Source organism: Bdellovibrio sp. HCB2-146, assembly GCF_047345725.1.
Lineage (GTDB): Bacteria > Bdellovibrionota > Bdellovibrionia > Bdellovibrionales > Bdellovibrionaceae > Bdellovibrio.
In genome coordinates, this window is sequence record NZ_JBLEQP010000002.1 from 356,158 (window position 1) to 380,363 (window position 24,206).

26 protein-coding genes and 1 tRNA gene are annotated in these 24,206 nt (G+C 44.2%); 9 read left to right on the forward strand and 18 right to left on the reverse strand.

The features are described 5' to 3' along the window. Position 1: 1 nt before the first annotated feature. The 10 genes from ACLWOR_RS12620 to ffh all read right to left on the reverse strand — a co-directional run bounded on the left by ACLWOR_RS12620 (position 2) and on the right by ffh (position 6,036). A complete protein-coding gene (locus ACLWOR_RS12620; protein WP_413941100.1) occupies positions 2-343 on the reverse strand; it encodes a hypothetical protein in 342 nt (113 codons plus the stop codon). A gap of 31 nt (positions 344-374) precedes the next feature. Continuing rightward, positions 375-668 carry a YraN family protein gene (locus tag ACLWOR_RS12625; protein ID WP_413941101.1) on the reverse strand — a complete coding sequence of 98 codons (294 nt, stop codon included), beginning with the start codon at positions 666-668 and terminating at the stop codon, positions 375-377. A gap of 46 nt (positions 669-714) precedes the next feature. Continuing rightward, positions 715-1,389: a ribonuclease HII gene (locus ACLWOR_RS12630; protein WP_413941102.1), complete on the reverse strand. Its 675-nt coding sequence runs from the start codon at positions 1,387-1,389 to the stop codon at positions 715-717. Between the two features lie 227 nt (positions 1,390-1,616). Next, on the reverse strand, positions 1,617-1,991 hold the full coding sequence (rplS, locus tag ACLWOR_RS12635; protein ID WP_413941103.1) for a 50S ribosomal protein L19: 375 nt from the start codon (positions 1,989-1,991) through the stop codon (positions 1,617-1,619). A 48-nt stretch (positions 1,992-2,039) separates the two neighbouring features. Continuing rightward, the gene (locus tag ACLWOR_RS12640) at positions 2,040-2,621 is read right to left on the reverse strand and encodes an RNA methyltransferase (RefSeq protein ID WP_413941104.1); all 582 of its coding nucleotides are present in this window, start codon (positions 2,619-2,621) and stop codon (positions 2,040-2,042) included. Next, on the reverse strand, positions 2,614-3,441 hold the full coding sequence (gene trmD, locus ACLWOR_RS12645; RefSeq protein WP_413941105.1) for a tRNA (guanosine(37)-N1)-methyltransferase TrmD: 828 nt from the start codon (positions 3,439-3,441) through the stop codon (positions 2,614-2,616). The genes ACLWOR_RS12640 and trmD overlap by 8 nt, the downstream gene beginning before the upstream one ends. Beyond that, the gene (gene rimM, locus ACLWOR_RS12650) at positions 3,441-3,959 is read right to left on the reverse strand and encodes a ribosome maturation factor RimM (RefSeq protein ID WP_413941106.1); all 519 of its coding nucleotides are present in this window, start codon (positions 3,957-3,959) and stop codon (positions 3,441-3,443) included. Before rimM ends, trmD begins: the two co-directional genes overlap by 1 nt. A gap of 124 nt (positions 3,960-4,083) precedes the next feature. Then, on the reverse strand, positions 4,084-4,323 hold the full coding sequence (locus tag ACLWOR_RS12655; RefSeq protein ID WP_413941107.1) for a KH domain-containing protein: 240 nt from the start codon (positions 4,321-4,323) through the stop codon (positions 4,084-4,086). A gap of 65 nt (positions 4,324-4,388) precedes the next feature. Then, positions 4,389-4,637, reverse strand: coding sequence for a 30S ribosomal protein S16 (gene rpsP / locus ACLWOR_RS12660; RefSeq protein WP_413941108.1), 249 nt, complete (start codon positions 4,635-4,637; stop codon positions 4,389-4,391). Positions 4,638-4,704: 67 nt separating this feature from the next. Next, positions 4,705-6,036, reverse strand: a complete 1,332-nt coding sequence (gene ffh, locus ACLWOR_RS12665) for a signal recognition particle protein (RefSeq protein WP_413941109.1) — start codon at positions 6,034-6,036, stop codon at positions 4,705-4,707. 171 nt (positions 6,037-6,207) lie between these two features. Here ffh and ACLWOR_RS12670 point away from each other — a divergent pair, with 171 nt between their 5' ends. Next, positions 6,208-6,597, forward strand: coding sequence for a hypothetical protein (locus tag ACLWOR_RS12670; protein WP_413941110.1), 390 nt, complete (start codon positions 6,208-6,210; stop codon positions 6,595-6,597). A gap of 3 nt (positions 6,598-6,600) precedes the next feature. On the opposite strand, the gene ACLWOR_RS12675 is transcribed toward ACLWOR_RS12670, so the two are convergent. The 5 genes from ACLWOR_RS12675 to ACLWOR_RS12695 form a co-directional block, all read right to left on the reverse strand. After that, the gene (locus tag ACLWOR_RS12675; protein ID WP_413941111.1) at positions 6,601-7,431 is read right to left on the reverse strand and encodes a hypothetical protein; all 831 of its coding nucleotides are present in this window, start codon (positions 7,429-7,431) and stop codon (positions 6,601-6,603) included. Positions 7,432-7,522: 91 nt separating this feature from the next. After that, on the reverse strand, positions 7,523-8,296 hold the full coding sequence (locus ACLWOR_RS12680; RefSeq protein WP_413941112.1) for an ABC transporter permease: 774 nt from the start codon (positions 8,294-8,296) through the stop codon (positions 7,523-7,525). Next, a complete protein-coding gene (locus ACLWOR_RS12685) occupies positions 8,293-9,210 on the reverse strand; it encodes an ABC transporter ATP-binding protein (protein ID WP_413941113.1) in 918 nt (305 codons plus the stop codon). The genes ACLWOR_RS12680 and ACLWOR_RS12685 overlap by 4 nt, the downstream gene beginning before the upstream one ends. Before the next feature lie 9 nt (positions 9,211-9,219). Next, on the reverse strand, positions 9,220-10,827 hold the full coding sequence (locus tag ACLWOR_RS12690; protein ID WP_413941114.1) for a peptide chain release factor 3: 1,608 nt from the start codon (positions 10,825-10,827) through the stop codon (positions 9,220-9,222). Between the two features lie 70 nt (positions 10,828-10,897). Next, complete coding sequence (locus ACLWOR_RS12695; protein WP_413941115.1) at positions 10,898-11,521, reverse strand: hypothetical protein; 624 nt, start codon at positions 11,519-11,521, stop codon at positions 10,898-10,900. Positions 11,522-11,651: 130 nt separating this feature from the next. Between ACLWOR_RS12695 and ACLWOR_RS12700 the strand changes: the two genes are divergently transcribed. Continuing rightward, complete coding sequence (locus tag ACLWOR_RS12700) at positions 11,652-12,686, forward strand: rhodanese-related sulfurtransferase (RefSeq protein WP_413941116.1); 1,035 nt, start codon at positions 11,652-11,654, stop codon at positions 12,684-12,686. Between the two features lie 92 nt (positions 12,687-12,778). Then, positions 12,779-12,855, forward strand: a tRNA-Met gene (locus ACLWOR_RS12705). A 33-nt stretch (positions 12,856-12,888) separates the two neighbouring features. Here the strand turns inward: ACLWOR_RS12705 and ACLWOR_RS12710 are convergent. Next, positions 12,889-13,245, reverse strand: coding sequence for a hypothetical protein (locus ACLWOR_RS12710; protein WP_413941117.1), 357 nt, complete (start codon positions 13,243-13,245; stop codon positions 12,889-12,891). 288 nt (positions 13,246-13,533) lie between these two features. Here ACLWOR_RS12710 and ACLWOR_RS12715 point away from each other — a divergent pair, with 288 nt between their 5' ends. From ACLWOR_RS12715 to ACLWOR_RS12725, 3 genes are all read left to right on the forward strand, one after another. After that, the gene (locus ACLWOR_RS12715; RefSeq protein WP_413941118.1) at positions 13,534-15,489 is read left to right on the forward strand and encodes a methionine--tRNA ligase; all 1,956 of its coding nucleotides are present in this window, start codon (positions 13,534-13,536) and stop codon (positions 15,487-15,489) included. A gap of 143 nt (positions 15,490-15,632) precedes the next feature. Next, on the forward strand, positions 15,633-18,182 hold the full coding sequence (locus ACLWOR_RS12720; protein ID WP_413941119.1) for an ATP-binding protein: 2,550 nt from the start codon (positions 15,633-15,635) through the stop codon (positions 18,180-18,182). Between the two features lie 43 nt (positions 18,183-18,225). Continuing rightward, the gene (locus ACLWOR_RS12725) at positions 18,226-18,597 is read left to right on the forward strand and encodes a diacylglycerol kinase (protein WP_413941120.1); all 372 of its coding nucleotides are present in this window, start codon (positions 18,226-18,228) and stop codon (positions 18,595-18,597) included. Positions 18,598-18,616: 19 nt separating this feature from the next. On the opposite strand, the gene ACLWOR_RS12730 is transcribed toward ACLWOR_RS12725, so the two are convergent. Continuing rightward, positions 18,617-19,198, reverse strand: a complete 582-nt coding sequence (locus ACLWOR_RS12730; RefSeq protein ID WP_413941121.1) for a hypothetical protein — start codon at positions 19,196-19,198, stop codon at positions 18,617-18,619. Positions 19,199-19,388: 190 nt separating this feature from the next. Here ACLWOR_RS12730 and ACLWOR_RS12735 point away from each other — a divergent pair, with 190 nt between their 5' ends. After that, positions 19,389-19,973: a type 1 glutamine amidotransferase domain-containing protein gene (locus ACLWOR_RS12735; protein WP_413941122.1), complete on the forward strand. Its 585-nt coding sequence runs from the start codon at positions 19,389-19,391 to the stop codon at positions 19,971-19,973. A 26-nt stretch (positions 19,974-19,999) separates the two neighbouring features. Here ACLWOR_RS12735 and ACLWOR_RS12740 read toward each other — a convergent pair whose 3' ends face one another. Continuing rightward, positions 20,000-20,185: a hypothetical protein gene (locus tag ACLWOR_RS12740; protein WP_413941123.1), complete on the reverse strand. Its 186-nt coding sequence runs from the start codon at positions 20,183-20,185 to the stop codon at positions 20,000-20,002. Positions 20,186-20,824: 639 nt separating this feature from the next. Here ACLWOR_RS12740 and ACLWOR_RS12745 point away from each other — a divergent pair. Both ACLWOR_RS12745 and ACLWOR_RS12750 read left to right on the forward strand, forming a co-directional pair. Further along, positions 20,825-22,474, forward strand: coding sequence for a DUF2334 domain-containing protein (locus ACLWOR_RS12745; protein ID WP_413941124.1), 1,650 nt, complete (start codon positions 20,825-20,827; stop codon positions 22,472-22,474). Then, positions 22,471-24,198, forward strand: a complete 1,728-nt coding sequence (locus tag ACLWOR_RS12750; protein WP_413941125.1) for a hypothetical protein — start codon at positions 22,471-22,473, stop codon at positions 24,196-24,198. The genes ACLWOR_RS12745 and ACLWOR_RS12750 overlap by 4 nt, the downstream gene beginning before the upstream one ends. The last annotated feature ends 8 nt before the right edge of the window (positions 24,199-24,206 follow it).

The window sequence follows — 24,206 nt, forward strand, 5'->3', positions numbered from 1 at the left end:
TTTAGAACGAATAGAGAATTCCCGAAACACGAATGCCCTCAACTTGGCCATCGCGAAACTGGGGAGCTAAAGAAAAATCAGGATGCTGATCTACTTGCGGCTCTGACTGGTTAATTTGAATCAAGCCGTAAGCAATACCGCCGTACAAACCTAAACTGGCACCCTTGGCAACGTTATTCCAGTTTTCACTCGGCTTATCTGTGAAAGCCAAGCTGACAACTCCCGCCCCTGCACCCATCAAAGTTCCCCAGGCACAAGATTTTAAAAATTTTTTGAGGTCGGCTGCATGAACCAAAGAAGGAATAAGAAGAGTGAGAATAGAGATCTGCAAAAGTCTTTTCATATCTCTATTGCGCAAGACTAATCAAAGTCCGTCAACCACTGATGTCGCTGATGATGGTGATTTCGCCCTCGATGCTGACGAAAGCCCAGTGAAGTTCCACAAGGCATTCAAATCGTGCCGCTAAGAACTGCACCGCTCGAAAGAGGCGCTCTTTTTGTCCCGCGGTCACTCGATAATTATAAAACGCAACAGAGTTAGCTGTTTTAACTTCAACCAAAAGCAGATGACCTTCCGGCGTACGAAAGAGCAAATCAATTTCCGCAAACGGAGTTTTTACTCGCTGTTCAATAAGCTGGTAAGTTTTTTTCTGATAATAAAGGCGCACATGGTCTTCGGAGTTGATTCCCCGTTTGTGCGCCCAATGAGTGGATTTAGACGTATTCTTTAACGCCCGCGAAGGACTTGCGGTGCACGGCACAGGGCCCGTTGAGGACGATGCTTTCTTTGTGGACTGGTGTTGAGTAACCTTTGTGAACTTCGAAACCATAAAGTGGGAACTTCGCTCCTAGTTCTTTCATCACACGATCACGCGTGACCTTGGCAACAATCGAAGCCGCTGAAATAGGAGCTGCTCGCAAGTCACCTTTGACGATAGTTGTTTGTTGAAATCCAACGAGCCCCGGAATTTTCATATTCCCATCTACAAGAACGTGACCTGATGAAACTTTCAAAGCTTCAATCGCACGCTTCATCGCTAAAAGCGAGGCTTGTAAAATATTGAGCTCATCGATTTCCTCAGGTGTTGCGAATCCAATACCAACTTGGTGAACCGCTAAAATTTGATCGTGAAGTTCCTCGCGACGCTTTTCGGATAAAAGTTTTGAATCCGTCACAAGATCAGAAAGTTCATCAGAGCGAAAGATCACGGCTGCCGCATACACGGGCCCGGCAAGGCACCCACGTCCAACTTCATCAACGCCAATAATAGGTGTAGGAGCAAACATACGCCAATCCACTTTCGGAAGCTCGGCTGCCTTTTTGCTTTTCGTGATGATCTTCTTGGTGCTTGTCGCTGATGTAGATTTCTTCGCTGTTTTCTTCGCCATAGAGGCGAAAAGTTAAACAGTCTCTAGCAGAGAGTCCAGATATGATTTTAAATGCGCGGCGCGAGGATTTCCACTCGCGTTTAAATAGGCGAAAAACAAAAATAGCAGGATGCTATTTTTTCGCGTAGCCCTCGCTTGCGAGGGTTTCAGGCAGGAGCCTGAAACAAAAAGACCTGGGGTTTACCCAGGTCTTATCAACAACAACTTTAATTGTGTTTCGGATCGAACTACTCTGCAGAACCTGCAGCAACCAATTCAGATTCGATTTTCGCTGCTTTACCTGCCAAGTTACGAAGGAAGAACAAGCGAGAACGACGTACTTTACCGCGAGTTACAACTTCAACTTTATCAAGGATTGGACTTGAGAACGGGAAAGTTCTTTCAACGCCAACACCAGCAGATACTTTGCGAACTGTGAAAGATTTTGCAGCGCCAGCACCTTGAATCTTAGTTACGATTCCTTTGTAAAGCTGAACACGCTCTTTTTCACCTTCTTTAACTTTTACATATACGTTTACAGTGTCACCTGAATCGAAAGATTGAACGTTTTTGTTAGCAGGTTTAACACTTACGCGACGAACGAGATTTGTTTCTTTAGCCATTGCTTAATCCTTGTAGCAGTCAATTTTTCACAAAAGTAAAACAAGGGTCTACCATGGACCCATAACGCGGTCAAGACAGATACTTACTGCCGATCTTACGGAAAGATGGCGGTAATCAGCCGGCGGAGCCCCTCGGATACTCTCCAAGACCCCTGAGCAGGACCTGAGCACGTCCTCTGTCATACCGAAGCCCGTACCAAATAGCATAAAAACGGGTTTCTGCGCTACATGCATTTCATGACGCAGGCCCGCAAATGTATATTTATTCGGGTGTTCTTCATTGCGAGCCGAAGTCGCAATAGTCAGACAGTCCGGAACTCCCCAGTCAGCCACAGCTTTTTCAATGCTCTCTGCGGTTTTAACGGGTCCCAAAGCGGTTTTCCTCTTCGGGTTGAACTTCGCGCCCTGACCCGTTCTCCAATGATCAAGAACTCGTTCTACGAACATCAGCTGCTCTTGCATCGGATGGATGATGTAATATTTTTCCACCCCATAAACAGTCGCCGCACGAGCGATGTCGTGAATATCAAAGTTCGTCACATTCGTCGCAACGGTTTTTTTCAAACGGTCATAAATCGGGTAATGAACCAAGCCAATAGCCAGGCGTGGAACGTAAGTCGTGTCAGCCACGGAAATCCTCCTCACGAAGATCGCTGAGCCCCAGAGTTTTCTTATCGCTTTCTGAAAGAGCTTTCCAAAACTTTAAAAGCTCTTCGAGAGGCTTCCCTGTTTTTTTCTTTTTCAGATTTTGATACGCGATATTTTCTTTCTCTAAATAGGCAAGAAAGAGGTCGGGTCTTTTCTTGAGCGTGACCAGAGCCGACACCTTTCTTTTCCATTCAGAGATCAAAGCATGATTCCCACTCGTTAATACTTCTGGAACACTCTGCCCGTGAAAATCACGAGGACGTGTAAAGTTCGGATGTTCCAATAAACCGTCAGAGAAGCTGTCTTTATCAGCAGACTCCCCGTGCCCTAGCACACCTGGAATAAAGCGCGACAAGGCATCAATAGCCACCAATGCGCCCAACTCCCCACCCGACAAGACATAATCACCAATTGAGAGTTCCTCATCGACGTGAAGATTCAAAATGCGTTGATCGATTCCACCATAGCGACCACATATAAAAATCAAATGCTCTTCTTTTGCTAAAGCTCGAGCCTTTTCGTCAGTCAATACCTCCCCTTGCGGAGACATATAGACGACCTTTGAATTTTTATGTTTCACTTTCAAGATGGATTTTTCCAGAGTTTCAGCGAGCATAATCATGCCATCACCGCCACCAAAAGGGCGATCATCGGCGGTGCGATGCTTGTCGGAGGCAAACTCACGAGGTGTGTGAGCTTGCACTTCGAGCAAACTCTCTTTCAAGCCCTGACCGAGAACGCCGTAACTTGCGGCCTTCTCGATCATCTCAGGAAAAAGAGTGATGACATCAATTTTGAGCATTAAATATTCTCAAGATCAAAAAGTCCTTCAGGCAAATCCATCACGACTGTTTGATGTTTGAAATCGATTTTCTTGATGAACTCATCAACGAATGGAACTTCGACTTTTTTGTCATCAGCAGTTTTCACAACCAAAAGATCTTGAACCCCATTTGAAGAGAAAGAAACGATCTCTCCCAATAAAACTTGTTCTGGATCTTTCAATTTGAAATTTTGAATTTCATTTAGGAAGATTCTTTCGCCAGGAGCTGAAACCAAGAGTTCTTCTGCAATAAAGAACTCGGAGTGCTCAAGACCTTCTGCTGCCGTGCGATCCGTGATGCCTTTACCTTTTACGATGATACCTTTTTTGAAAGGCTTGATACGCTCGACTTCGAACTCGTATGCTTCTTCTTCATTCTTCTTTTTAAGAGTGAAGGACTTCATTTTTTTGGCCCAAGAGATATCGCCAGAGAAAACCAATACGTAAAGGTCTCCTTTAAGCCCGTGCGCTTCTCTTACCTTACCGACTAACTTCATAATACCTACTCCGTCTAGCGCCTATGCGAAGACATTTTTAAGAAATTTTAGCTGTGCTTATAACAAATAAAAAAAGGGGTTGAAACCAACCCCTTCCATGAGACTAAATTTTTTAAATTAGCGACTATTCTACGATATCAAGATGATAACGCTTATTTAGCTTTGTCCCAGCTGCACGGATGATTGTTCTCATCGCGGCTGCCGTCTTACCTTGCTTACCAATAACTTTCCCAAGGTCTTCTTTATCAACCTTAAGAGCAAGCAACGTTGTTTGTTGGCCAGGGATTTCGTCCACCTCAACCTTTTCAGGGTTGTCTACAAGAGACTTCGCCATGAATTCCACGAGGTCTTTCAAGCTATCCATTACATTACCCCCACAGATAGTGTCCTATATGACATTCTATCGAATATCGGTCCGATGCCAACAAATTATTTAGCTTGAGCCAATTTAATAACGTGTTTTACACGGTCAGTAGGTTGTGCACCTTTTTTGATCCACTCTTCAGTTTTAGCTAGATCAAGAACAACCTTTTTATCGTTACCTTTAGGAGTTGGGATGTAAGTTCCAAGAACTTCAAGGAATTTACCAGTAACGTAACGGCGTGAATCTGCCACAGTGATGCGATATTTTGGGTCATGTTTAGAGCCCATACGAGCCAAACGAATAACAACTGCCATGTATAAACCTCTTGTTTCAAACAGTAAGTCCAACTGTGTACTGTGTTGGAGTTAAAATATCAAGTAATTAAAATGGGAACTTCATCCCGCCTCGACCCATTCCCATTTTCATAAGACCGCCCATCATCTTTTTCGCGTCTTCAAACTGTTTTATCAGCTTATTGACGTCCTGGACCTGAGTTCCGCTTCCTTTTGCGATACGCATACGACGCGAAGCATTCAAGATCTTATGGTTATGGCGCTCTTGCAGAGTCATAGAATGGATAATGGCTTCAATTTTTTTCATCTCAGCATCTGGCGGGGTCATATTTTTTAGCTGCTTACTGAGCTCACCCATGCCAGGTAAAAATTTCAGAATACTTTCGAATCCGCCCATTTTTTTAAGCTGCTGAATCTGCGTGAGGAAGTCTTCCAACGTGAATTCATTTTTCATGATCTTCTTCGCGGAATCACGAGCGGCTTTTTCGTCGATCACTTCTTGCGCTTTTTCGACCAAACTTAAAACGTCACCCATATCCAAAATACGTCCCGCAAGACGATCTGGATGGAACACCTCAAGAGCGGAAACTTTTTCGCCGACACCGAGGAACTTAATTGGAATTCCTGTCACTTCACGAATAGACAAAGCCGCACCACCGCGCGCATCCCCGTCTACTTTTGTAAGCACAAGACCTGTAAGGCCTAAGCGTTTATGGAAGCCTTCCGCAACATTTACGGACTGCTGACCGAGCATTGCATCGGCCACGAGCAAGATTTCTTGTGGGCCCCAGATTTCTTTCAAGCGACCCAACTCACCCATCAAATCTTCATCGATTTGCAGACGGCCGGCCGTATCGACAATAACGACTTCGACCATATTGTCGCGCGCCCATTGTTTGGCGTTTTCAAGAATTTGTTCCGGCTTCATTCCCACTTGAGTTGGGTATGTTGGGATGTTGTTTTGACGTCCCAATGTTTGAAGCTGATCAATCGCCGCCGGACGATAAATATCGGCAGGAACAAGTCCCGGTTTTTTTCCAAGTTTTTGACGAATATAAAGAGACAGTTTCGCCGCAGAAGTCGTTTTACCCGCCCCTTGCAGACCTACTAAGAAAATCACACTTGGGTTTTCACGCACGTTGACGTCAACAGCGCCCCCACCCAAAACATTCACTAATTCATCGTGAACAATCTTAACGAACATTTGGCCGGGATTGACGTTGGTAAGAACGTCTTGGCCGAGAGCTTTTGCTTTTACTTTGTCGATGAAAGTTTTAACGACCTTGAAGTTCACATCGGCCTCAAGAAGACTCAGACGAATCTCTTTGATGACCTCTTCGATATTTGCTTCCGTAATTTTAGACTGACCACGAACCTTTTTAAGGCTGTTCATGATTTTGTCGGATAAACTCTCAAACATGTGAAACTCCCAAAGAAAGAGTATTTAACTTATCAGAGAGAGAATGACAAAGATGCTGGGCATGGCTTGCTGCAGCACAGGGCTTTTTACCTTTTTATATATGCGGCGCATCGTGTGGTCCATTGTTGTCACTTTGTGAGTATGAAGGGCTTCTTCGCGAAGGGGCGGAACATGAAATCTATCGTTTTATCATTGATCACATTGGCGGCTTTCTCTGCAAACGCTCAGAACTTGCGCGCTCACACTTCTGGATCTGAAAACTTGCGCTTGGCTCGCCAGCAAATGGAACGCCAAACTGAACAAACTATCGTTGAGAAATTAGAAGAACAACGCATGGAAGACGAGAAGCGCCGCCTTCGTCAGTTTGAATCTTTGAACTTCTCCGTGGTTGCAGAACAAATTCAAACAGCGGTTGCTCCTGTTTCTCAAGCGCAAGTGCACATGCAAACAGTCCAAGCCCAAACAGCACAAGCACAACAAACGGCCGCGCCTACGCAAGCCGCTCCACCAGTTTCTTCGCAAGAAGTCACTCCTGTTGTGATCGCTCCGGGTTACAACTAGGTCCTAGCGATTGAGGATCTTCCCAAAGTAGTAGTCTTTGGGAAGATAGAGATAGGCATTGATCTCAGACTCTTGCTGACTGATCGCCTCATCAATACATGCGTTGAAGTCATATAATTTTCCAACGACCAACGACTGCTTCTGGCAGTCTTTTCTCTTGACGATATTCAGAGCAGACTTTGGAACCGACACGATCCACAAGACGCCCTCTTTTTTCTGACTAATTCCACCAAACAAATCCGCCACAAATGGATCGTACGAAAACGAGATCAAAGGATCGAACAAGGGCTGCTTTCCCTCTTCGAAATAAAGTCCTGCTCCGATCTTGTGACGAATCGCCAACAACTCAATAAGCGTCTTTTTGTTTTCGTTATTAAGAGCTGCGAGACGGCCGTTCATATCTCTCCAACTGAGGTCCTGCCTACGGAGATAAACTGGCAATTCAAAACCTTTCTCAAGCGGCGTGCCGACATCGAAAAGATATTTTGTTAATTCAGATTCATCACATGAACGACAAAAACCTGATTCACTCTTAGCCGTCCGATAGAAACTTGAAGTCACCGGCTGACTCTTGATGCTCGATTCGCCCCTAAAAAGCAAAACTCGATCAACGCGCCCTTTGGGATTGATGTCTTGTTCTAACAGAAAACAAGGTTGTGGGACCTGAGGTGGATAGACGCATTTGGCTTGATAGGCACTGATTAAAACTTCGGCCTTAGGAACAATGTTCGGAGAAGTTTTATGAAAGATCTCAGCGCTATACGAAAAAACGTCGCCAGCCAGTGCTGTCAACGAAGTAGTCAGAATGCAAAAAATGGCGATGAACGCTCTCATAAGAGTCCTCAAGGGTCGTTATATTTCTCAGAGGGGAATGATCCCTCTGAGAACCCGTTGATTGCAAAATGCAGACTCAAATTGTGAAGATTTACCAGCGTTGGAACGAGCCTTTTTTCAGACTCCAGCGCGCGACCCCATAGAACACGGCGAAGCCAATAAGAGAGATAACTCCCGCGGTCCAGACATTCACGTCACTGACACCAAGGATTCCAAAACGCAGACCATTAATTAGATACAGCAACGGATTTGCTTTTGAAACCGCTTGCCAGAATGGATGCAAGTGTTCGATGGATAAGAACACACCACCTAAGTATGTCAGAGGTAACAAAATAAAAGCCGAGAACGCCGAGAGTTGGTCGAACGTTGTCGCCCAAAATGCGATACTAATCCCAATCATTCCGAAAATAAGTCCTGCTAAGATCAAGAAGAACAACGTCGCAAAGGGATGTACAATCACAAGCCAAGTGCCTTGTTGGTAGTACATGAAAAGCGAACCCACGATATACGTAATAACTGCAACCAAGGTCCCACGAACCAAAGCACCAAGACTCATCGCCCAGATGATTTCTTGATCGGTCACGGGCGCAACCCGCAGATCTTCCATGTCCCCTGAAAACTTCGACGATACAATCGACGAAGATGAGTTTTGGAAGGCATTGTTGATAAGACCCATCATCATCAAACCTGGAATCAAGAATGCGAGATAACTCACGCCTTGGTGGGCTTGCATCTGTTCGCCGAGCGAAACACCAAAGATCAATAGATAAAGGAAAGACGAAACGAAAGGTGTGATCACCGTTTGCACGATGACTTTTAAAAAGCGGGCGATTTCCCTCTGAAAGATAGTGATAAATCCTGTCATAGAGGCACCTGTGCTTCTTGTTTGCTGGTGATTTTTAAGAAAGCCTCTTCCAAATCACCTTCTTCGATATGCACGTCCTTGATAAGTTCCATCGGGACTTTGGTTTCATTGAGGAATTCTCCCAAAGACTTATTCTGAGGAACGATAAACATGTACTCCTTACCGACAGTTTCTACCAAATACGGCGACTGCAAAGGATGACGTTCTGTTAAAATCACGCGAATTTTTTTATGCGTGTACTGGCGGATGATTTCTTTGGTGTTGCCCAATGCCATCAGAGAGCCCAGATTAATAATTCCCACGCGATCACAAAGTTGCTCAGCTTCTTCCAGATAATGGGTCGTGAGAAGAATCGACATGCCTTCGTTACGAAGCTCGACCACAAATTTCCAAAGATCTTCACGCAGTCGAATATCCACACCGGCTGTTGGTTCATCAAGAAGTAGCAGCTTAGGTGTATGAACCAGGGCTTTGGCAATCATCAGACGACGTTTCATACCGCCTGAGAGTTGTTTGACCTTTTTATTTCGATGCTCAAAGAGGGCTAGTTTATTGAGGAGAAAATGAATGCGCTCTTTGTTTTTACGAAGACCATAATAGCCAGAATGGAATGTTAAAATTTCTTCAACATCGAAAAAGCCTGAATTGATGACTTCTTGATGAACCACTCCGATTTGCTTTTTCGTGAACATCGGGTCTTTAGCCACATTCACGCCGAACACATTCACGGAGCCCGTGGTGGGCTGCTCTAACGTTGTGATCGTTGAAATAATCGTGGTTTTTCCTGCTCCATTCGGACCCAAGAGACCAAAAATTTCTCCTGGGTTGACGTTAAAACTCACACCTTTGACGGCTTCAACTGTGCCGCCTTTGTAGAGCTTACGAAGGTTATTAATTTCTAAAGGAAGACTCACTGCCAACTCCTATCTGACACGCGAGATACTTGTCTGGAACTCCACATCTGGATTCTCACGCTTTAACCAGTTCAAATCCCATTCTTGATTCACAAGAACCACAGGATTGTCTTGAAGATCGCGGAACATATTGGCGCCACCTTTTAGATCAGAAACTGGTTTGTTATCAGCCGTTCTTGGCCAACGAGCCACACCATAAGGCAAGCGGTTGAGTTTCACTTCCAAGTTGTATTCGTCTTGCAAACGGCGGAGCAAAACTTCGAATTGAAGTTCACCGACCGCACCGATAATTGGATCTTGTGGGCCGACGATTGGATCAATAAACAACTGAATCGCGCCTTCTTCAGACAAATGATTCAAAGCCTGTTGCATCTTTTGACGTTTCAAAGCGTCACGCACAGAGAGACGACCAAAAAGTTCCGGAGCGAATTTCGGAATGTCTTCAAAAATTACGCGACCTGAAGCGAACACACAGTCACCGATAGCGAAGTTTCCGGTATCACCAACACCGACGATGTCACCCGCGTACGCATCATCAACCGTTTCTTTGTCGGCTGCAATAAATTGGCTGGCGTAAGACAAGCGCAATTCTTTGTCGTGACGAGAGTGTTTGATTTTCATGCCACGCTCAAATTTTCCTGAGCAAATGCGAATGAACGCAATACGGTCTCTGTGACGTTTATCCATATTAGCTTGGATTTTAAATACAAAACCAGTGAAGTTGTCGTCACATGGATCGATGTCCTTGTCGTCTTTGGTATGACGAGCTTGCGGACCTGGAGCGTACTGAGTGAAGAACTTCAAGAAGGTATCCACCCCGAAATTTTGTTTCGCCGAACCAAAAGTTACTGGAGAAATTGTTCCATTGAGGAATTCGTTTACATCAAACGGTGGCAATGCGCCTTCGATCAAATCAAGTTCTTCTAAAACTTGGTCAGCTGATTCTTTATCGAGGTATTGATAGAGGATTTGATCGTCTTTACCTTTTTCAAAAGGAATGATTTTGTAGTCTTCTACTTCCTCACGGCGTTGATCGTAGATCCAGATTTCTTTCGTCAAGCGATTGTAGATACCACGGAAGCGCTGACCAATACCTAAAGGCCATGTCACTGGGTAACATTGCATGTTCAAAGTTTTTTCAACTTCATCAATCAACGTCAGTGGATCTTTACCTTCACGGTCAAGCTTGTTCACGAAAGTGAAGATAGGTACTTTGCGCAGACGGCAGACTTCGTAAAGTTTTTTGGTACGCTCTTCCACACCCTTGGCAACGTCGATCAACATGCAGGCAGAATCCACCGCCATCAAAACACGATACGTATCTTCAGAGAAGTCTTTATGGCCGGGAGTATCGAGAAGATTCACGCGCAGACCATCGTAATCGAATGTCATCACCGAAGACGTGATGGAGATCCCTTTTTCACGCTCCATCGCCATCCAGTCGGATGTCACAGCTTTTGTTCCTGACTTTCCTTTGACCTCACCCGTTTCATGGATCACGCCACCATGGTAGAGCAATTTTTCAGTGAGTGTGGTTTTACCAGCATCGGGATGCGAGATAATCGCAAACGTACGGCGGCGTTGAATTTCTTTTTGAACAGGTGCGGGTGCAAGCATGTGAATGTATCCTTCCACTGAGTGTTTTACGGGGAAAACTCAGGGCTTACAAGTAAATGCCGCGGCGCACTTACAATACGGCTTCGAAAAACGGAAGAAGCGTGTAAGTCCAAGTCACAGAAGCAGATTCTTTTTGATTGGCCACAAGGCGAAAACCGAGTTGTTTTTTGTTCCGATAGTGAAGATTTCCGATGGGCTGATCTTCACTGACCGGGAAGGTAACGAAAATCTGCCCATCATATGTTCGCGATACACGGTACAGACTCACTATTTTACTTTGAACGCGCACGGGTTCGCGGACATACCATTCTTGGGTCGTGGAGCCGTTATGAACCAACTCGGGTTCTACATCTGTCACAGAGAATTCGATTTCTCGTCCATTTAAAAATTTTTGCAGTGACTCCGCAAGTCCTGCCGGCGGAACTTCCGGCTGCCAGTGTTTCCAGCACTGGTAGTTCTGAGGATTTTTTAGAATACACGTATGCCCGTCTTGGCGTAGAGATTTGAGCCGCGCTTTTCCATCCGGGGTTTGAGATGGAACGATTTCCAAACGGCGAATATCAGGAACTTCAAATGTTCCCTGATATGCGAAGAGACCTTTCAATCTTGGAATGGGAAAGGAGTTATTATCGTTTGCCCCAGCGGAAAAAGTGAAAAAGCTGATGGCCATCATGTTCAGAACCGCGAATTTCATACAAAGTCCCCTCAGATTTAAGGCTAACCCGGGTCGGACCTTGCCTCAATCTTAAAAAGCCCTTATAACCGACTTGAACTTTTAACTCCCCTTGGTTTGGAGCCAGTGGATAGGACACGAAGGTGACAATATGACTTCCTCGTCGAACTATTATGTAACGACTTTCTATAAGTTTATGAAATTGGCGGATGTTCCCGCTGTTCAAAAAGATCTCGAAAACAAAGCAGAAGAATTGAACGTCAAGGGTCTTGTGATTCTTGGAACGGAAGGTTTTAACTCCACTTGTGCTGCTTCTTCGGTTGAATCTTTTGAAGCTTGGAAGCAATTCATTCGTGAATACTTTAGCGCTCCTGAGTTGTTCTTTAAAGACTCTGTTTCTCCAAAAGCTCCCTTCCGTCGTTTCAAAGCGAAAATTCGCGAAGAAATCGTCACCACGGGAATTCCAGAGATGATGCCGCCAGAAGGTATCAATCATCACCTGACACCGACAGAGTGGAATAAGGTTTTGAAGGAAGAAAAAGATTTTGTGATGATTGATACTCGCAACTGGTATGAATACAAAATCGGAACTTTCAAAGGTGCTTTAAATCCGAACATCGAGAAATTCACGGATTTTCCTCAGTACATTGAATCTCAAGGTATCAGCAAAGATAAAAAGATGTTGATCTTTTGCACCGGCGGCATTCGTTGTGAAAAAGGAATCTTGGAGCTGCAAAAACAAGGTTACGACAACGTTTACCAGCTTGAAGGTGGAATTCTCAATTACATGAAGGAATATCCGCGCGATCAGTTTGAAGGCGAATGCTTTGTTTTCGATCATCGCGTAGCGCTCGATGCAGATTTACAACCCTCACAAAAATACGGACTTTGCCCGCACTGTGGTCAGCCATCTGAAATCAAAATTGAATGCAAACGTTGTGACTCAGAAGAGTTGATCTGTGTTGATTGCGCGAAACTTGAGCACAAACAAGACACTTGCTCTAAAAACTGTGCGCACCAATGGAAACTTCATCCAGGTCGCAAAGGTCCCAAGCAAATTGTTCCTTTTGAAATTGAAAAACTCGCACGTGATGGCTCTGAAGTTCCGACGATTCGCGTGTCGAAAACCAAAGTTGTCACAGTGAATTCGAAGGGTGAATCAGAGACTGTTTCAGTTAAGAAGTAAGACTCTGGGACAGGGTGTTGCACTTATTTTGATATATTTTGGAATGAGGGTTGACCCAACAACCCTTCTCCCCTATAACTGAGCTTCCTTGTCGCGGGGTGGAGCAGTCTGGTAGCTCGTCGGGCTCATAACCCGAAGGCCGTAGGTTCAAATCCTGCCCCCGCAACCATTTTTTCCAAATCTCTCGCAAGTTCAACAATAATTAGTTAGCTGACCCTGAAGACAAGACTATCTGAGCTTGTTTTTTTGCAACCGGGCAGATTTTTTTAACTTTTTTGTCGATTTCAGATCGAGCACCGCTGGTAAATACAGCCTTTAAAATCTCAACCTTTTTATCGTCCGCAGCGGAATCAAAATCATTCCCAACATAACAACGCGCTAAAACGTCTGATCTGTATGTACCCTCGTTATTTTCATCGTCTCCTGGCCATTGACCGTAATTTGGATCTGCAGGAAGTGTACTCGTTTCGAAGCAATAACACTTGAGATCTTTTAGCTCGGAAGAAAACGCATTTACAGAGAACAAAACAAGCATCGAGCCAATAATCACACTTTTCATAGGAACTCCTTTTAATCAATTGGTAGTAATCAGAACTTGAACTTTATACCGACTCCCCCAACATCTCCGCAATCCCCTGAGGACAAAAACCCCCCTCCAAGTGAAAAAAATCAAAAACAATGTCAATACCTTATACGGCCTCTCACGACCTCTCTGGGAGCAATATCGACTGTTCTTCGAAGAATGAACTTGAAAACAGGCAGATTGCCAAAAAAATCTCTCGCTTCCATGCGCAAAAGTTAGTGCACATACACTGTCTTTTCGATAAATTCTCTTCTAGAGGTCTATATGCAGCCAGGATCAAAACCAGAAAATAAATTTGCACCACCAACAGATGTTAAAGGAGTTCTCGCGAACTTCAAAAAACCTAAGAAAGTTGTCGTCACGGCCGGTATGCCCTACGCCAATGGTCCTCTTCATTTAGGACATCTTGCGGGTGCGCACGTTCCAGCTGACATTTATGCGCGTTGGATGAGAATGCTGATCGGCGCGGAAAATGTTTTATTCGTGAACGGAAATGACGATCACGGCTCAACCAGTGAAGTGGCTGCCGTTCAAGCTGGTAAAACAATTCGTGAGTTCATTGATAACATTCACGAAAAACAAAAACTGACACTCAAAAATTATTCGATCCAAACCGATATTTTCACGGGCACATCTCGTCCTGAAACTTATCCTTTGCATGAGGCTTATTCTCAAGATTTCTTGCGACGTTTGTTTAACAACGGCCTTTTGGAAAAACGTATCACCAAGCAATGGTACGATCCAAAAATGAATCGCTTCTTGCAAGACCGCTTCGTCCGCGGCACATGCCCGAATTGCGGCAACACAGAAGCTTATTCAGATGAGTGTGATGCTTGCGGTACGCAATTTGATCCTAGTACTTTGAAAGATCCACGCAGCCAGTTGAGTGATGCAAAACCAGAACTTAAAGACACGGCTCACTGGTGGCTGGACATGTGGAAAGTCGCAGATCCTCTTAAAACTTGGATTGAAAGTAAAACAAAAGCATGGCGTTCGGCTGTCATTCAAGAAGTCACGAACACGGTTTTAATTGGCTGCCGTTTTGAAAATCAATTCGAAGAAAAATACAAAGAGATCAAAGCAACTTTGCCAAAACATAAATCTCGTTATGTTGCTGGTAAAAAAGTAGAATGTCTTTTTGATTCAAAAGCAGACTTGGCAACGGCTCAAGCGACACTTGAAGCAGCTGGCATTCCATCACATCCGACTGATAAATGGGGGGCGCGCCCAATCACACGTGACGTATCTTGGGGTATTCCGGTTCCTGCGGAATTGGATCCAGACATGAAAGGCAAAACCCTGTATGTTTGGCCGGATTCGTTGATTGCTCCAATCGTCTTTACCCAAGTGGCTTTGAAAGAATCAGGTCGCAATCCGGATCAATACAAAGACTTCTGGTGTGACCCAGAGGCGACCGTTGTGCAATTCCTGGGACAAGACAATGTGTTCTTCTATGTGATCATGCAAGGCTCAATGTGGCTGGGACATAAAAATAATCCTCTGCAATTGCCGCAAAAAGGTGATTTGCAAATGACGGAAATTTTGAGCTGCTACCATTTGATGGTGAATGGCGAAAAAATGAGTAAGTCGAAAGGAAACTTCTACTCGGGCGACCAATTGCTTGAGATGGGTTACTCTCCAGACCAAGTTCGTTATTACTTGGCTCTTTTAAGTTTGGCAGTGAAAGCTTCAAACTTTGACTTTGATCATTTTGCGGAAAGAAATAAATTCTTGGCGGGACCGATGAATGCGGCTCTTGAGAAACCTATTTCTGCTTGCCACTCGAAATTTGGCGGCAAAGTTCCTGAAGGAACATTGATCGGTAAAGTCGAAGCCGAAACTGTGAAGCTGGTGCAAATGTATTTGCGAAATATGCAAAAAGGCGATTACGCGATTTTGTTGGGCCAGATTGAAAACTATGCGCGACAAATTAATTCTTTGTTCACGCAATTCAAACCTCATGATGACCGTGCGCCTGAAGCAGAAAGAAAAGATGCTTTGTTCACGTGCTTCTATGTACTTAAAAATCTGATGATCATGTTGGCGCCATTTGTTCCATCAACAATGGAAGAAGTTCGCAAGACTTTGAATTTACCAGAAAATGTTTTCCGCGCGGAAGAATTAGGCACTGGTATTCCTGCGGGCCACCAAATCAACGCCAAGAGCGTTTACTTCCCGGCAGTTGCAGAAACATCAACAGAGGAAACGTCGGGCTCATAGCTCGGCGTTCCCTATCTTTCGCACGTAAATAGATATTGTTTATGTTTTTTCCCACTATCTGCGAAAGTTCATAGATCTTTTTTCTAAATTACCAAACTATATTCTTGGCCGGTGAACACTCTGTTCTGAAAAGGACGTGATGGATGGCTAAGAATGTGCTTCAAAACAAATATTCTAAAATTTTTCTCGGACCGAGCATTGCGATTGTTGTCATTGGTCTTATCGAGTACTCGACTGAAACTGCTTATCCAGTTCCTCCCATCTCTCCACTGTTCCTGTTGATGGCAGCAACGGGATATTATGCAGGAACGCTGTCTTCACTACTTACAGGCTTAGTCGCGCTGGTTTACTTTAGCTACACAGCAACGAATCCCGAATCTCTCTACTTTGTTCCCAACAATAGCTGGGTTCGAATACTCGTTTGGTCCTTTACAATCCCTCTTACAGCCTTGATTATCGGCGCCCTAAAAAAGAGGACGGAAGCTCCTCTTAAAAAACAAGTGGTCGAACTAGAAAAATCAAAAGAGGCCCTAAGACAGAGCGAGGAGAGATTTCGCCAAATTGTAAATGCAGCACACGATGCTCTGATCGTGATTGATTCAAAAAGTAATATCGTCGAATGGAACCCTCAAGCCGAAGTTATCTTTGGGTGGAAACGCTCTGAAGCCCTGGGAAAGGAGCTTACGTCCACGATTATTCCTGACCGCTACGCCTCAGCTCATTTAAAAGGTCTTGCGCACTATTTACAGAGCGGAGAGGGTCCTGTATTAAACCGCCGGTTTGAAATCAGCGCACGTAATAAAAGCAATACGGAGATTCCTGTTGAGCTGACCATCTATCCTTTCCAACAAGACAACCAGACATTCTTTGGTTCTTTCCTGCACGATATTTCAGAAAAAAGAATGGCCGAACAAACGATTAGCTCACAACTTCAGATCACTCGCGTGATGATGGAGGCGGACACTGTTACGGAGGCCATCAACCCCCTGCTAGAAGCGATCGTAAAGAGTATTGATTTTCAAGTCGCTGAAATTTGGCTATTCAATCATACCCATAAGCTGACCTTACGGGGAATGCGCATCCCTGATAATACATACAAACCATTTTTAGAAAAATCTTTTGAAATGGTTCTTGAAAGCGATGATGCTTTTGCCGTGAAACGCTTAGAACATCGCGATTGCGATTGGATTGTCGATGTGGCTGCGACCAGCACTTTTGATCGACAAGAACTCGCAAAAAAAGTTCATCTCCACACCTGCGTTTCGGCCAAAATTCACGATGGTAGCGAAACTTTTGGCGTTCTTAACGTTTATAACAACTCTGTTATTGCTGAAGACAAGAAAATCATCGAAATACTCGCAGAGGCCGGACGGAAGATAGGGCTATTTCTTCGTCGTCGCAACACGGAGGAGGAACTTGAAAAACTAAATCAAGAACTCGAACAAAAGGTCAACGATCGGACTCGCGACCTCGAATTGGCGAACGAAAGTCTACACAAAGAAGCGGCGGAAAAGGCCCTTTTATATGAACAAGCTCAGACGGCAAATCGACTCAAGGACGAGTTTATTGCGACCGTCTCACATGAGCTTCGTACACCTCTTAATGTTATCATTGGATACAGTGACATGCTTTGCACCGACCCACTCTCGGATGAAGAACGCCGTGAGTATTACGATATCATTAATCGCAATGCGAAAATTCAATCCCAAATCGTAAATGATATTCTCGATATCTCGCGGGTCGTGACCGGAAAATTAAAACTCAATATCACTGACGTGAACATCAATGATGTTATTGAGGCCGCTATTGGGTCCGTCGCTTACACCGCTAACTCAAAAAATATTGAAATCTCGAAACACATTGATCCTGTGGCGTCGTCCATAGCCGGTGACTTTGGAAGATTGCAGCAGGTGTTTTGGAATATCCTGTCCAATGCGATTAAATTCACTCCTCGCTATGGGCATATTGAAATTACAACAAGCGTTGTGGAATCTCAGGTCCGCGTGGCTGTCAAAGATGATGGGCAAGGAATCGAAGCTAGTTTTCTTCCTTATGTCTTCGAACGTTTTCGTCAAGAAGACGCCTCAACCACGCGCCGTCATGGGGGTTTAGGCCTAGGGCTCTCTATTTGTCGCAACATCGTCGAACAGCATGGTGGAGTTATTGAAGCTCAAAGTGCCGGTAAAAACCAAGGGTCCACTTTTGTTGTCACTCTTCCCATTAATGCGGTTAAAGTTGCACTGACACTTCCGAAAGATCAAGGCAGCGTTCAGACACTGCCACTACGAGGTTTGCGCTTGTTAGTTGTTGAGGATCAGATAGATGCTTTGAATCTTTTGGCCAAATTGTTATCACGCGCGGGAGCAGAAGTTTACACCGCCAGTTCTGCAACTGAAGGACTTAAAAAAGTGATTGCCAACAGGCCCGACGTCTTAATCAGCGATATTGGCATGCCGGAGTATGATGGTTATTATTTGATCGAGATGGTGCGTAAACTTGATCCACGACACGGAGGTTCGATTCCTGCCATTGCACTCACCGCCTACGCGGCTCCCGAAGATTTGGAAAAGGCTCTGAGGTCAGGATTTCAAGTTCACGTTGCCAAGCCGGTTGAAGGCAGTGAACTGATCAATATCATCAGACAGTGGGCTAAAAAACCTCTTCCTCCAGAGCCTCCTTTATCGGCTCCTTAACTTCTCATAGTTTTTTGTAGCAAAATTTGTTTCAATGGAAAGCATGAAGAACCAAGCCTTTCATCGCCGTCTTCGATATTCGTTGAACGGAATAAAAATAGCTTTCAAAAACGAATCTAGCTTTCGTACTCAGGCACTTTTCGCATGGGGCGCTTTGATATTGTTAATGGTGCTCAGACCCGAGCCCCTCTGGTGGGCGCTGATTATCGTTTTAATTGCGCTTGTCTTGGCAGCAGAAATGATCAACACAGCTTTGGAATTTATCATCGATCGTCTTCATCCCGAACAACATCCAATTATTGGCAAAGCTAAAGATTGCGCTGCTGGCGCGGTATTACTTTTGAGTTTCGCATCTATCGTTGTGGCCGGAGTGATGTGTTGGGATGTTTGGTCCAAGTCGGGATTCCCTTTTTAGACCAAACATGGGTTAAAAACTATTTTTTTACTGAATCTATAGAGATCGCAAGAGCTTCCGTATAAGTAGCTTCAATTTGATCCCCCACTTTGATATTTTTAAACACTTCTGGTTTTGGGACCTGTAACACGATAGTTCTTTTTGGACCTTTCACAGTGACAGCGTGATTTTTCTCATCCACTTTTGTGACAGTTCCAGTTGCTGTGACCTTTTTGCTTGCCATCGCACCCGGCTTTTGTCCCGGAGCTGCTCGAACAATATCGGTATCTTCAGTAACACGAATCGGATCTTGATTTTTCTTTTTCAACTCCCAAGCAAGCGACTCAAGGTAGCTGACTCTAAGAATATCTCCCTTTTTGATTTGATTGAAATTTTGAACTTCTGGATCCACATTGATTGTGACTTCTTCACCGGATTCCTTCTTCAAAGTTAAGAGACGCTTTTTTTTATCGACCTTCACAACCTTGGCTTCCACCTCTGTTGCGCTTACTGCTTCAATTGAATTTTGACCTGTTTGAGTGACAACGACATCACCCTCAGCAGCGAATGCCGAAAAAGCAAACACGGAAACACACAAAGAAAGAACATACTTTGATAGCATAAAGAAAACTCCTTTTTTTGTTTTACTGCGAAACCTTAGTCCAACAGTGCCCTGCCAAAACGTCAAAGGATGCGACGAGTTTATGCCAAACAAAAGCAGCAAAGTATGTATCGTCGCAAGTGTCACGAATTGAGTGTTAAATAGGGATATCAAGTCTAATTATGCTCACACAAAAAAATAGGAGAACAATATGGCCAACGAACTCAACGGTAAAAATATTGCGATTCTTGCAACAGATGGGTTTGAAGAGTCTGAACTTTTCGAACCAAAAGCTGCTCTGGAAAAAGCTGGTGCGAGAACTGTGATCGTTTCCCCCCATAAAGGGCATATCAAAGCATGGGCAAAGGGAAACTGGGGATCGCTGATCGAAGTAGGACAAGATCTCGAGGAAGCGGATTCTGAAGATTTCGATGCCCTTTTTCTTCCTGGTGGTGTGATGAATCCTGACAAACTTCGAAATGACGAAAGAGCCGTGGATTTCGCTCAAGATTTTGTCGATTCAGGAAAGCCGATCGCAGCAATTTGCCATGGACCGCAACTTTTAATCGAAACCGGTATCCTGACGGGCCGCAAAGTCACATCGTGGCCTTCGGTGAGAACGGATATGATAAATGCCGGAGCTGAATGGTATGATGCCGAAGTCATGGTTGATAACGGCCTGGTCACCAGCCGCAAACCGGAAGATATTCCCGCTTTTAATAAAAAAATGATTGAGGAGTTTGCGGAAGGACTTCACAAGGAACATGAACAGGGAGCAACCCCTCATCATCACTGAGGGGCTCACCCAAAAAATTTAAAAACCTAGCTACGACTGGAGGCATTTCGTTTTGTGCCTTCAGATCCAGATGTGCTTGAACCACGACCTGGCTGATTTTGGCTGCCGCCGCTTTGAGAAGAGCCGCCACCTCGCTGTTGCTGCTCTTGGCCACCTTTGCGTTGTTCGCCTTGTCGTTGAGATTCACCTTGGTTTTTATTTTGATTAGCCATACTTTCCTCCCTATTTCCGAGTTCACTCGGTGTTTGCATCAAGCCTAACAAGAAGCGAGCAGACGGTAAATGGCGCAAAGTCGTAATTGCATCTGTATTTCATTCGGAAACTCGACTTCATGTTCGACAATCGACAATGAGTGAGCATTCGCAACTGTAAAATTTCGTATTGGGCCCGCTCGCAAAAAAGGAGATAATGGAAAACAAAACGGACTCAGTAATTCACGCGAGAGGAGTCAATATGAATTCATTATTTAACAACAACGGAAAGATCGGTTGGATATTTCTTTGGCTGATTGGCATTCCAATTCCAGTATTAATCATTTTGTTTTTGATTCGTGGTTGCACTTAAGTTTCTTGTCCCCGTTTTTAAATTTAAATATGTTAAAGATCACAAACAAGCGACGTCTTTATTTCTCAAACATGACGTGTGCAATGCGGCTAAGTTAATAAATTGAAATTTCTTGAAGGTAATTTGCGCAATTACCGACATTTGCTAGTTTTTCGGTCCATTCGGGGGCCAAAACAATGCGCAATACTTTGTACGTTCTACTTAGCTTTTTCATAACCCTGTCCTCATATGCGGGGACAAAATGTGTAAACATTTATTATGACAAATCCGACGATCCTAAATATTGGATGGGGAAAACTTATTCAGTCCTTGTTCAAAATTTACTGGGGCACTTCCCTGAATATCAACAAATTGTGTCCCCGATTGAGCTTTATAAAAAAGGTGATATCGAAAATTGCCGTGCCTCGATTTACATCGCATCTTATTTCGACAATCGCGTTCCACAAGAATTTTATCAAGACTATGTTGCCACCAAAAAAAACGTAGCCTGGCTTGGATACAAAGTTTGGAATTTGGGAACAGACTTTGAAAAAATATTCGGCTATCGCTATTCAGGTCTTTCACATCTAGATTATGATCACTTAGATAAAAACAAAAATCCGACATACTTTAAAAACATTCACTATAAAGGAGAAGTATTTTTTAAATATGGCGGTTGGAGTAAAGATGCACCGGGTGTGTATTTAGCTCCCTTTGAACAAACCCTTCTTTCTGAAATTTATCCAAATCGTTCGAAAGTGCTCGCCACTGCCCAGCACAACTTTACAGCCGAAAAATCTCCTTACATCTTGAGATCAGGTAATCACTTCTATATTGCTGACATCCCGTTAAGTTTTATTCATGAGGCTGATCGGTATTTCGTATTTGCAGATATTCTATTTGATATTCTTGGCGAAGCTCCTCGCCACGACGCCAAGCATGCGATTCTTCGTATCGAAGATGTCCACGCACTGATTCCTCTAAGCTGGCTTTACAAAGTGACGGACCTTTTAGAAGAAGAACAAGTTCCCGTGAATATCTCCATCATTCCTATTTTCTTTGATCCTCTTTACAACTTTACCCGCTCACCTTTCCAAAGTTTTGTGACAATGGATCGCCACCCTCCGTTTATGAGCTATCTGCGAGAAATTCAAAAAAGACCTGATGCGGGGTTCATCTGGCACGGAGTCACTCACCAATACAGCAATCACAAAAATCCCCACAGCGGATCTTCCGGGGATGATTTTGAATTCTTTGATGCTCGCAACAATCAGCCTCTGACGGAAGATAGTGTTTCATACGTACTCAATAAATTGGAAGATGGAAACGTTGTCATGAAAGCCGCTCAAGTGCAGGCTCCGATTTGGCTCATGCCACACTATCAAGCAAGCCCTTTAGATTATCTGATTTTCGCCCGCGTCTTTCCTTGGAACATTGGGCGAGTCATTTACTACAATATTCAAGCGCGAGGTGTGCCCGAAAAAGAAGATCCACGTTTATATATGTCATCAACACATCCGCAAGCCGCTGCACTTCGTGAAAATGCATTTAAAAACTTGGCGGTTCAATATACGGGTTCTCCTTGGACAGGGCAGATGTTTCCCTATGAAATCTATGGCGACATTTACGGTCAACGTTTGATTCCTGAAAATTTAGGGAATTCTCAGCCCTTTATTAATGAACATGTTACAGCTCCCCGTTCAAAAGAAGAAATTGTTGCCGATGCCAAACGAAACCTTGTCTTGCGAGATGCTTGGGCTTCGTTTTTCTATCACCCGTTTTTAGTCACAAGCTATGAAGAAGGAGGCCGAGGAAGATTCCCGGGAGATCCTGCTGAGCTGCAGTTCATAATCCGTGAGCTTAAAAAACTCGGATACAAATTTATCGATATTAACGCCTTTATTAAAAACAACACTGTCTCAAAAAGACCTGAACCTATTTATAAGGATACCCTATGAAAATCTTGGGCACGTTTTTGTTCACACTTTTATTCACAACTCAGGTCTTTGCGACACTGAAACTCGCCGAACCCGATGAGCTTTTAAAAAGAGCCAAAGGTGGACGTGCAGATTTGCGCGCTATCATCATGGATATTGAACTCAATATTCCAGAAATGCGAGATCCCGCGACCTTTGATAAATATTTTTATCTCCTCGATCAGCTTACCGAGTTCGCAAATGTTTCCCAGCTTAATGATTATTATCCGAATGCCGTGAAGGATCTGGCTTCACTTATGGCCGACAATGGGATGCGATGGCTCAATGTTACACAAGATTCTCAAGAGCGGATGCAATACTATGTGCGATGGATGACTCCACCTGTAATTGAGCGTCTTTTAGGTCTGGTTGATTATCAGCTCGACTCAGTGACCGATTTAGGGCGCCTAAAAACCGCTGCTAATAACTTGGAATCCATTCTTCCTCTGGTTCAAAAAATAGCGGGTGATAATTCTTATTCTCTTATTGGGTTTCGTCGCATTCTTTCGACGACCGCAGTTAATGTCCTCAAAAGTCCAGGACTTACCCAAGCTGATAAATTGGAGTGGATTAGAAAAGTTAAAATTCCCTCGGAGTTTGCAGAGTATGTCGATATCATGGCTTTGCAGATTTATTCTTTAAAAGCCGACAACAAAAAAGAAGGACATGATTACCTTGATCTTTTGGTTGCGATTAATTTGCACGGCCAAACTCTCCAGACCGGAGCCCCCACATCTTTAGTCACCGCCGTCCAAGATTTGATCGTGGAAACACTGATCCGAATGGTCAATCTGGCAGAAGTCATTAAGAAGGAGGAATTCAAACGCGCCATTGACAGCCTCAATCCACGCCAAATCCAAGGCCTCGCACAAGCGTGGATGTCAGTTCGTTACAACCCATCTCCTGACTATGTTTACACTTATTTGCAACTCTCCGGTCTGCTAGTCAATCGCGCACAAGAACTTGATCTGACCAAAGAAGCCACACAGCTTCTCAAATGGCTCAGTCATTCTTCGACACCTGTCGTGATGCGAGTTCAAGATCTCGAAGGAAAATACGCAATGGTCGACAACGCCGGTGAAGTATGGACTTTGACTCTAGCCATCGCTCGAGACAATTTGGTCATAGCATGTCTGTCCAATGCCGATCGTTCAATACAACGATCCCTTTATAACATTTCTTACGACTTTGAAAAAATGGAGTTCATTGCTTCAGACCGCGAACCCGATACGACGCACGAGAGAAATGCACCTCTGCATATTGCCCTGGATAAAAAAGGCTTCCTTTGGATTAAAGACGAATTTGCAATTCGACCGGAGTCGCGCCTTTTTAGAGGACGTAGGGTTCAAAGTTTTGAAGATCGTTATGTAGAAATCAGCAAAGAAAAACAAAAGCCAGCGGGTGTCTATGAAGGAAATATCATTTTCCCTTCTGGCAAGAGTGCTCATGTTCGACTTTCCGTTTCTATCCTCGACGGATACTTAGTGGGGAAACTGGAAGAAGTCGGCAACACTCTTTTCTTTGCGGATCTGACGCTGGGAAGTTTGGGCACCGATGGCATCGTCTACCTGACAACCGGACGTCGTCCGGGTGCGGGATGGTTGCAGCTTCGTGGTGTTCTTCGCGGTGATCAACTTGAAATTCAAACACTTGTTGGTGGTGTGGGACTTTCAACAGAAAAAACAACTTTATATCGAATTGAATAGTCGGAGCT

What these genes read in the sequence shown, in the direction of transcription:
- ACLWOR_RS12620 (WP_413941100.1), bottom strand. Translation starts at nt 343, where the DNA reads ATGAAAAGACTTTTGCAGATCTCTATTCTCACTCTTCTTATTCCTTCT.
- ACLWOR_RS12630 (WP_413941102.1), bottom strand. Translation starts at nt 1,389, where the DNA reads ATGGCGAAGAAAACAGCGAAGAAATCTACATCAGCGACAAGCACCAAG.
- rplS (WP_413941103.1), bottom strand. Translation starts at nt 1,991, where the DNA reads ATGGCTAAAGAAACAAATCTCGTTCGTCGCGTAAGTGTTAAACCTGCT.
- trmD (WP_413941105.1), bottom strand. Translation starts at nt 3,441, where the DNA reads ATGCTCAAAATTGATGTCATCACTCTTTTTCCTGAGATGATCGAGAAG.
- rimM (WP_413941106.1), bottom strand. Translation starts at nt 3,959, where the DNA reads ATGAAGTTAGTCGGTAAGGTAAGAGAAGCGCACGGGCTTAAAGGAGAC.
- ACLWOR_RS12655 (WP_413941107.1), bottom strand. Translation starts at nt 4,323, where the DNA reads ATGGATAGCTTGAAAGACCTCGTGGAATTCATGGCGAAGTCTCTTGTA.
- rpsP (WP_413941108.1), bottom strand. Translation starts at nt 4,637, where the DNA reads ATGGCAGTTGTTATTCGTTTGGCTCGTATGGGCTCTAAACATGACCCA.
- ffh (WP_413941109.1), bottom strand. Translation starts at nt 6,036, where the DNA reads ATGTTTGAGAGTTTATCCGACAAAATCATGAACAGCCTTAAAAAGGTT.
- ACLWOR_RS12670 (WP_413941110.1), top strand. Translation starts at nt 6,208, where the DNA reads ATGAAATCTATCGTTTTATCATTGATCACATTGGCGGCTTTCTCTGCA.
- ACLWOR_RS12675 (WP_413941111.1), bottom strand. Translation starts at nt 7,431, where the DNA reads ATGAGAGCGTTCATCGCCATTTTTTGCATTCTGACTACTTCGTTGACA.
- ACLWOR_RS12680 (WP_413941112.1), bottom strand. Translation starts at nt 8,296, where the DNA reads ATGACAGGATTTATCACTATCTTTCAGAGGGAAATCGCCCGCTTTTTA.
- ACLWOR_RS12690 (WP_413941114.1), bottom strand. Translation starts at nt 10,827, where the DNA reads ATGCTTGCACCCGCACCTGTTCAAAAAGAAATTCAACGCCGCCGTACG.
- ACLWOR_RS12695 (WP_413941115.1), bottom strand. Translation starts at nt 11,521, where the DNA reads ATGAAATTCGCGGTTCTGAACATGATGGCCATCAGCTTTTTCACTTTT.
- ACLWOR_RS12700 (WP_413941116.1), top strand. Translation starts at nt 11,652, where the DNA reads ATGACTTCCTCGTCGAACTATTATGTAACGACTTTCTATAAGTTTATG.
- ACLWOR_RS12710 (WP_413941117.1), bottom strand. Translation starts at nt 13,245, where the DNA reads ATGAAAAGTGTGATTATTGGCTCGATGCTTGTTTTGTTCTCTGTAAAT.
- ACLWOR_RS12715 (WP_413941118.1), top strand. Translation starts at nt 13,534, where the DNA reads ATGCAGCCAGGATCAAAACCAGAAAATAAATTTGCACCACCAACAGAT.
- ACLWOR_RS12720 (WP_413941119.1), top strand. Translation starts at nt 15,633, where the DNA reads ATGGCTAAGAATGTGCTTCAAAACAAATATTCTAAAATTTTTCTCGGA.
- ACLWOR_RS12725 (WP_413941120.1), top strand. Translation starts at nt 18,226, where the DNA reads ATGAAGAACCAAGCCTTTCATCGCCGTCTTCGATATTCGTTGAACGGA.
- ACLWOR_RS12730 (WP_413941121.1), bottom strand. Translation starts at nt 19,198, where the DNA reads ATGCTATCAAAGTATGTTCTTTCTTTGTGTGTTTCCGTGTTTGCTTTT.
- ACLWOR_RS12735 (WP_413941122.1), top strand. Translation starts at nt 19,389, where the DNA reads ATGGCCAACGAACTCAACGGTAAAAATATTGCGATTCTTGCAACAGAT.
- ACLWOR_RS12740 (WP_413941123.1), bottom strand. Translation starts at nt 20,185, where the DNA reads ATGGCTAATCAAAATAAAAACCAAGGTGAATCTCAACGACAAGGCGAA.
- ACLWOR_RS12745 (WP_413941124.1), top strand. Translation starts at nt 20,825, where the DNA reads ATGGGGAAAACTTATTCAGTCCTTGTTCAAAATTTACTGGGGCACTTC.
- ACLWOR_RS12750 (WP_413941125.1), top strand. Translation starts at nt 22,471, where the DNA reads ATGAAAATCTTGGGCACGTTTTTGTTCACACTTTTATTCACAACTCAG.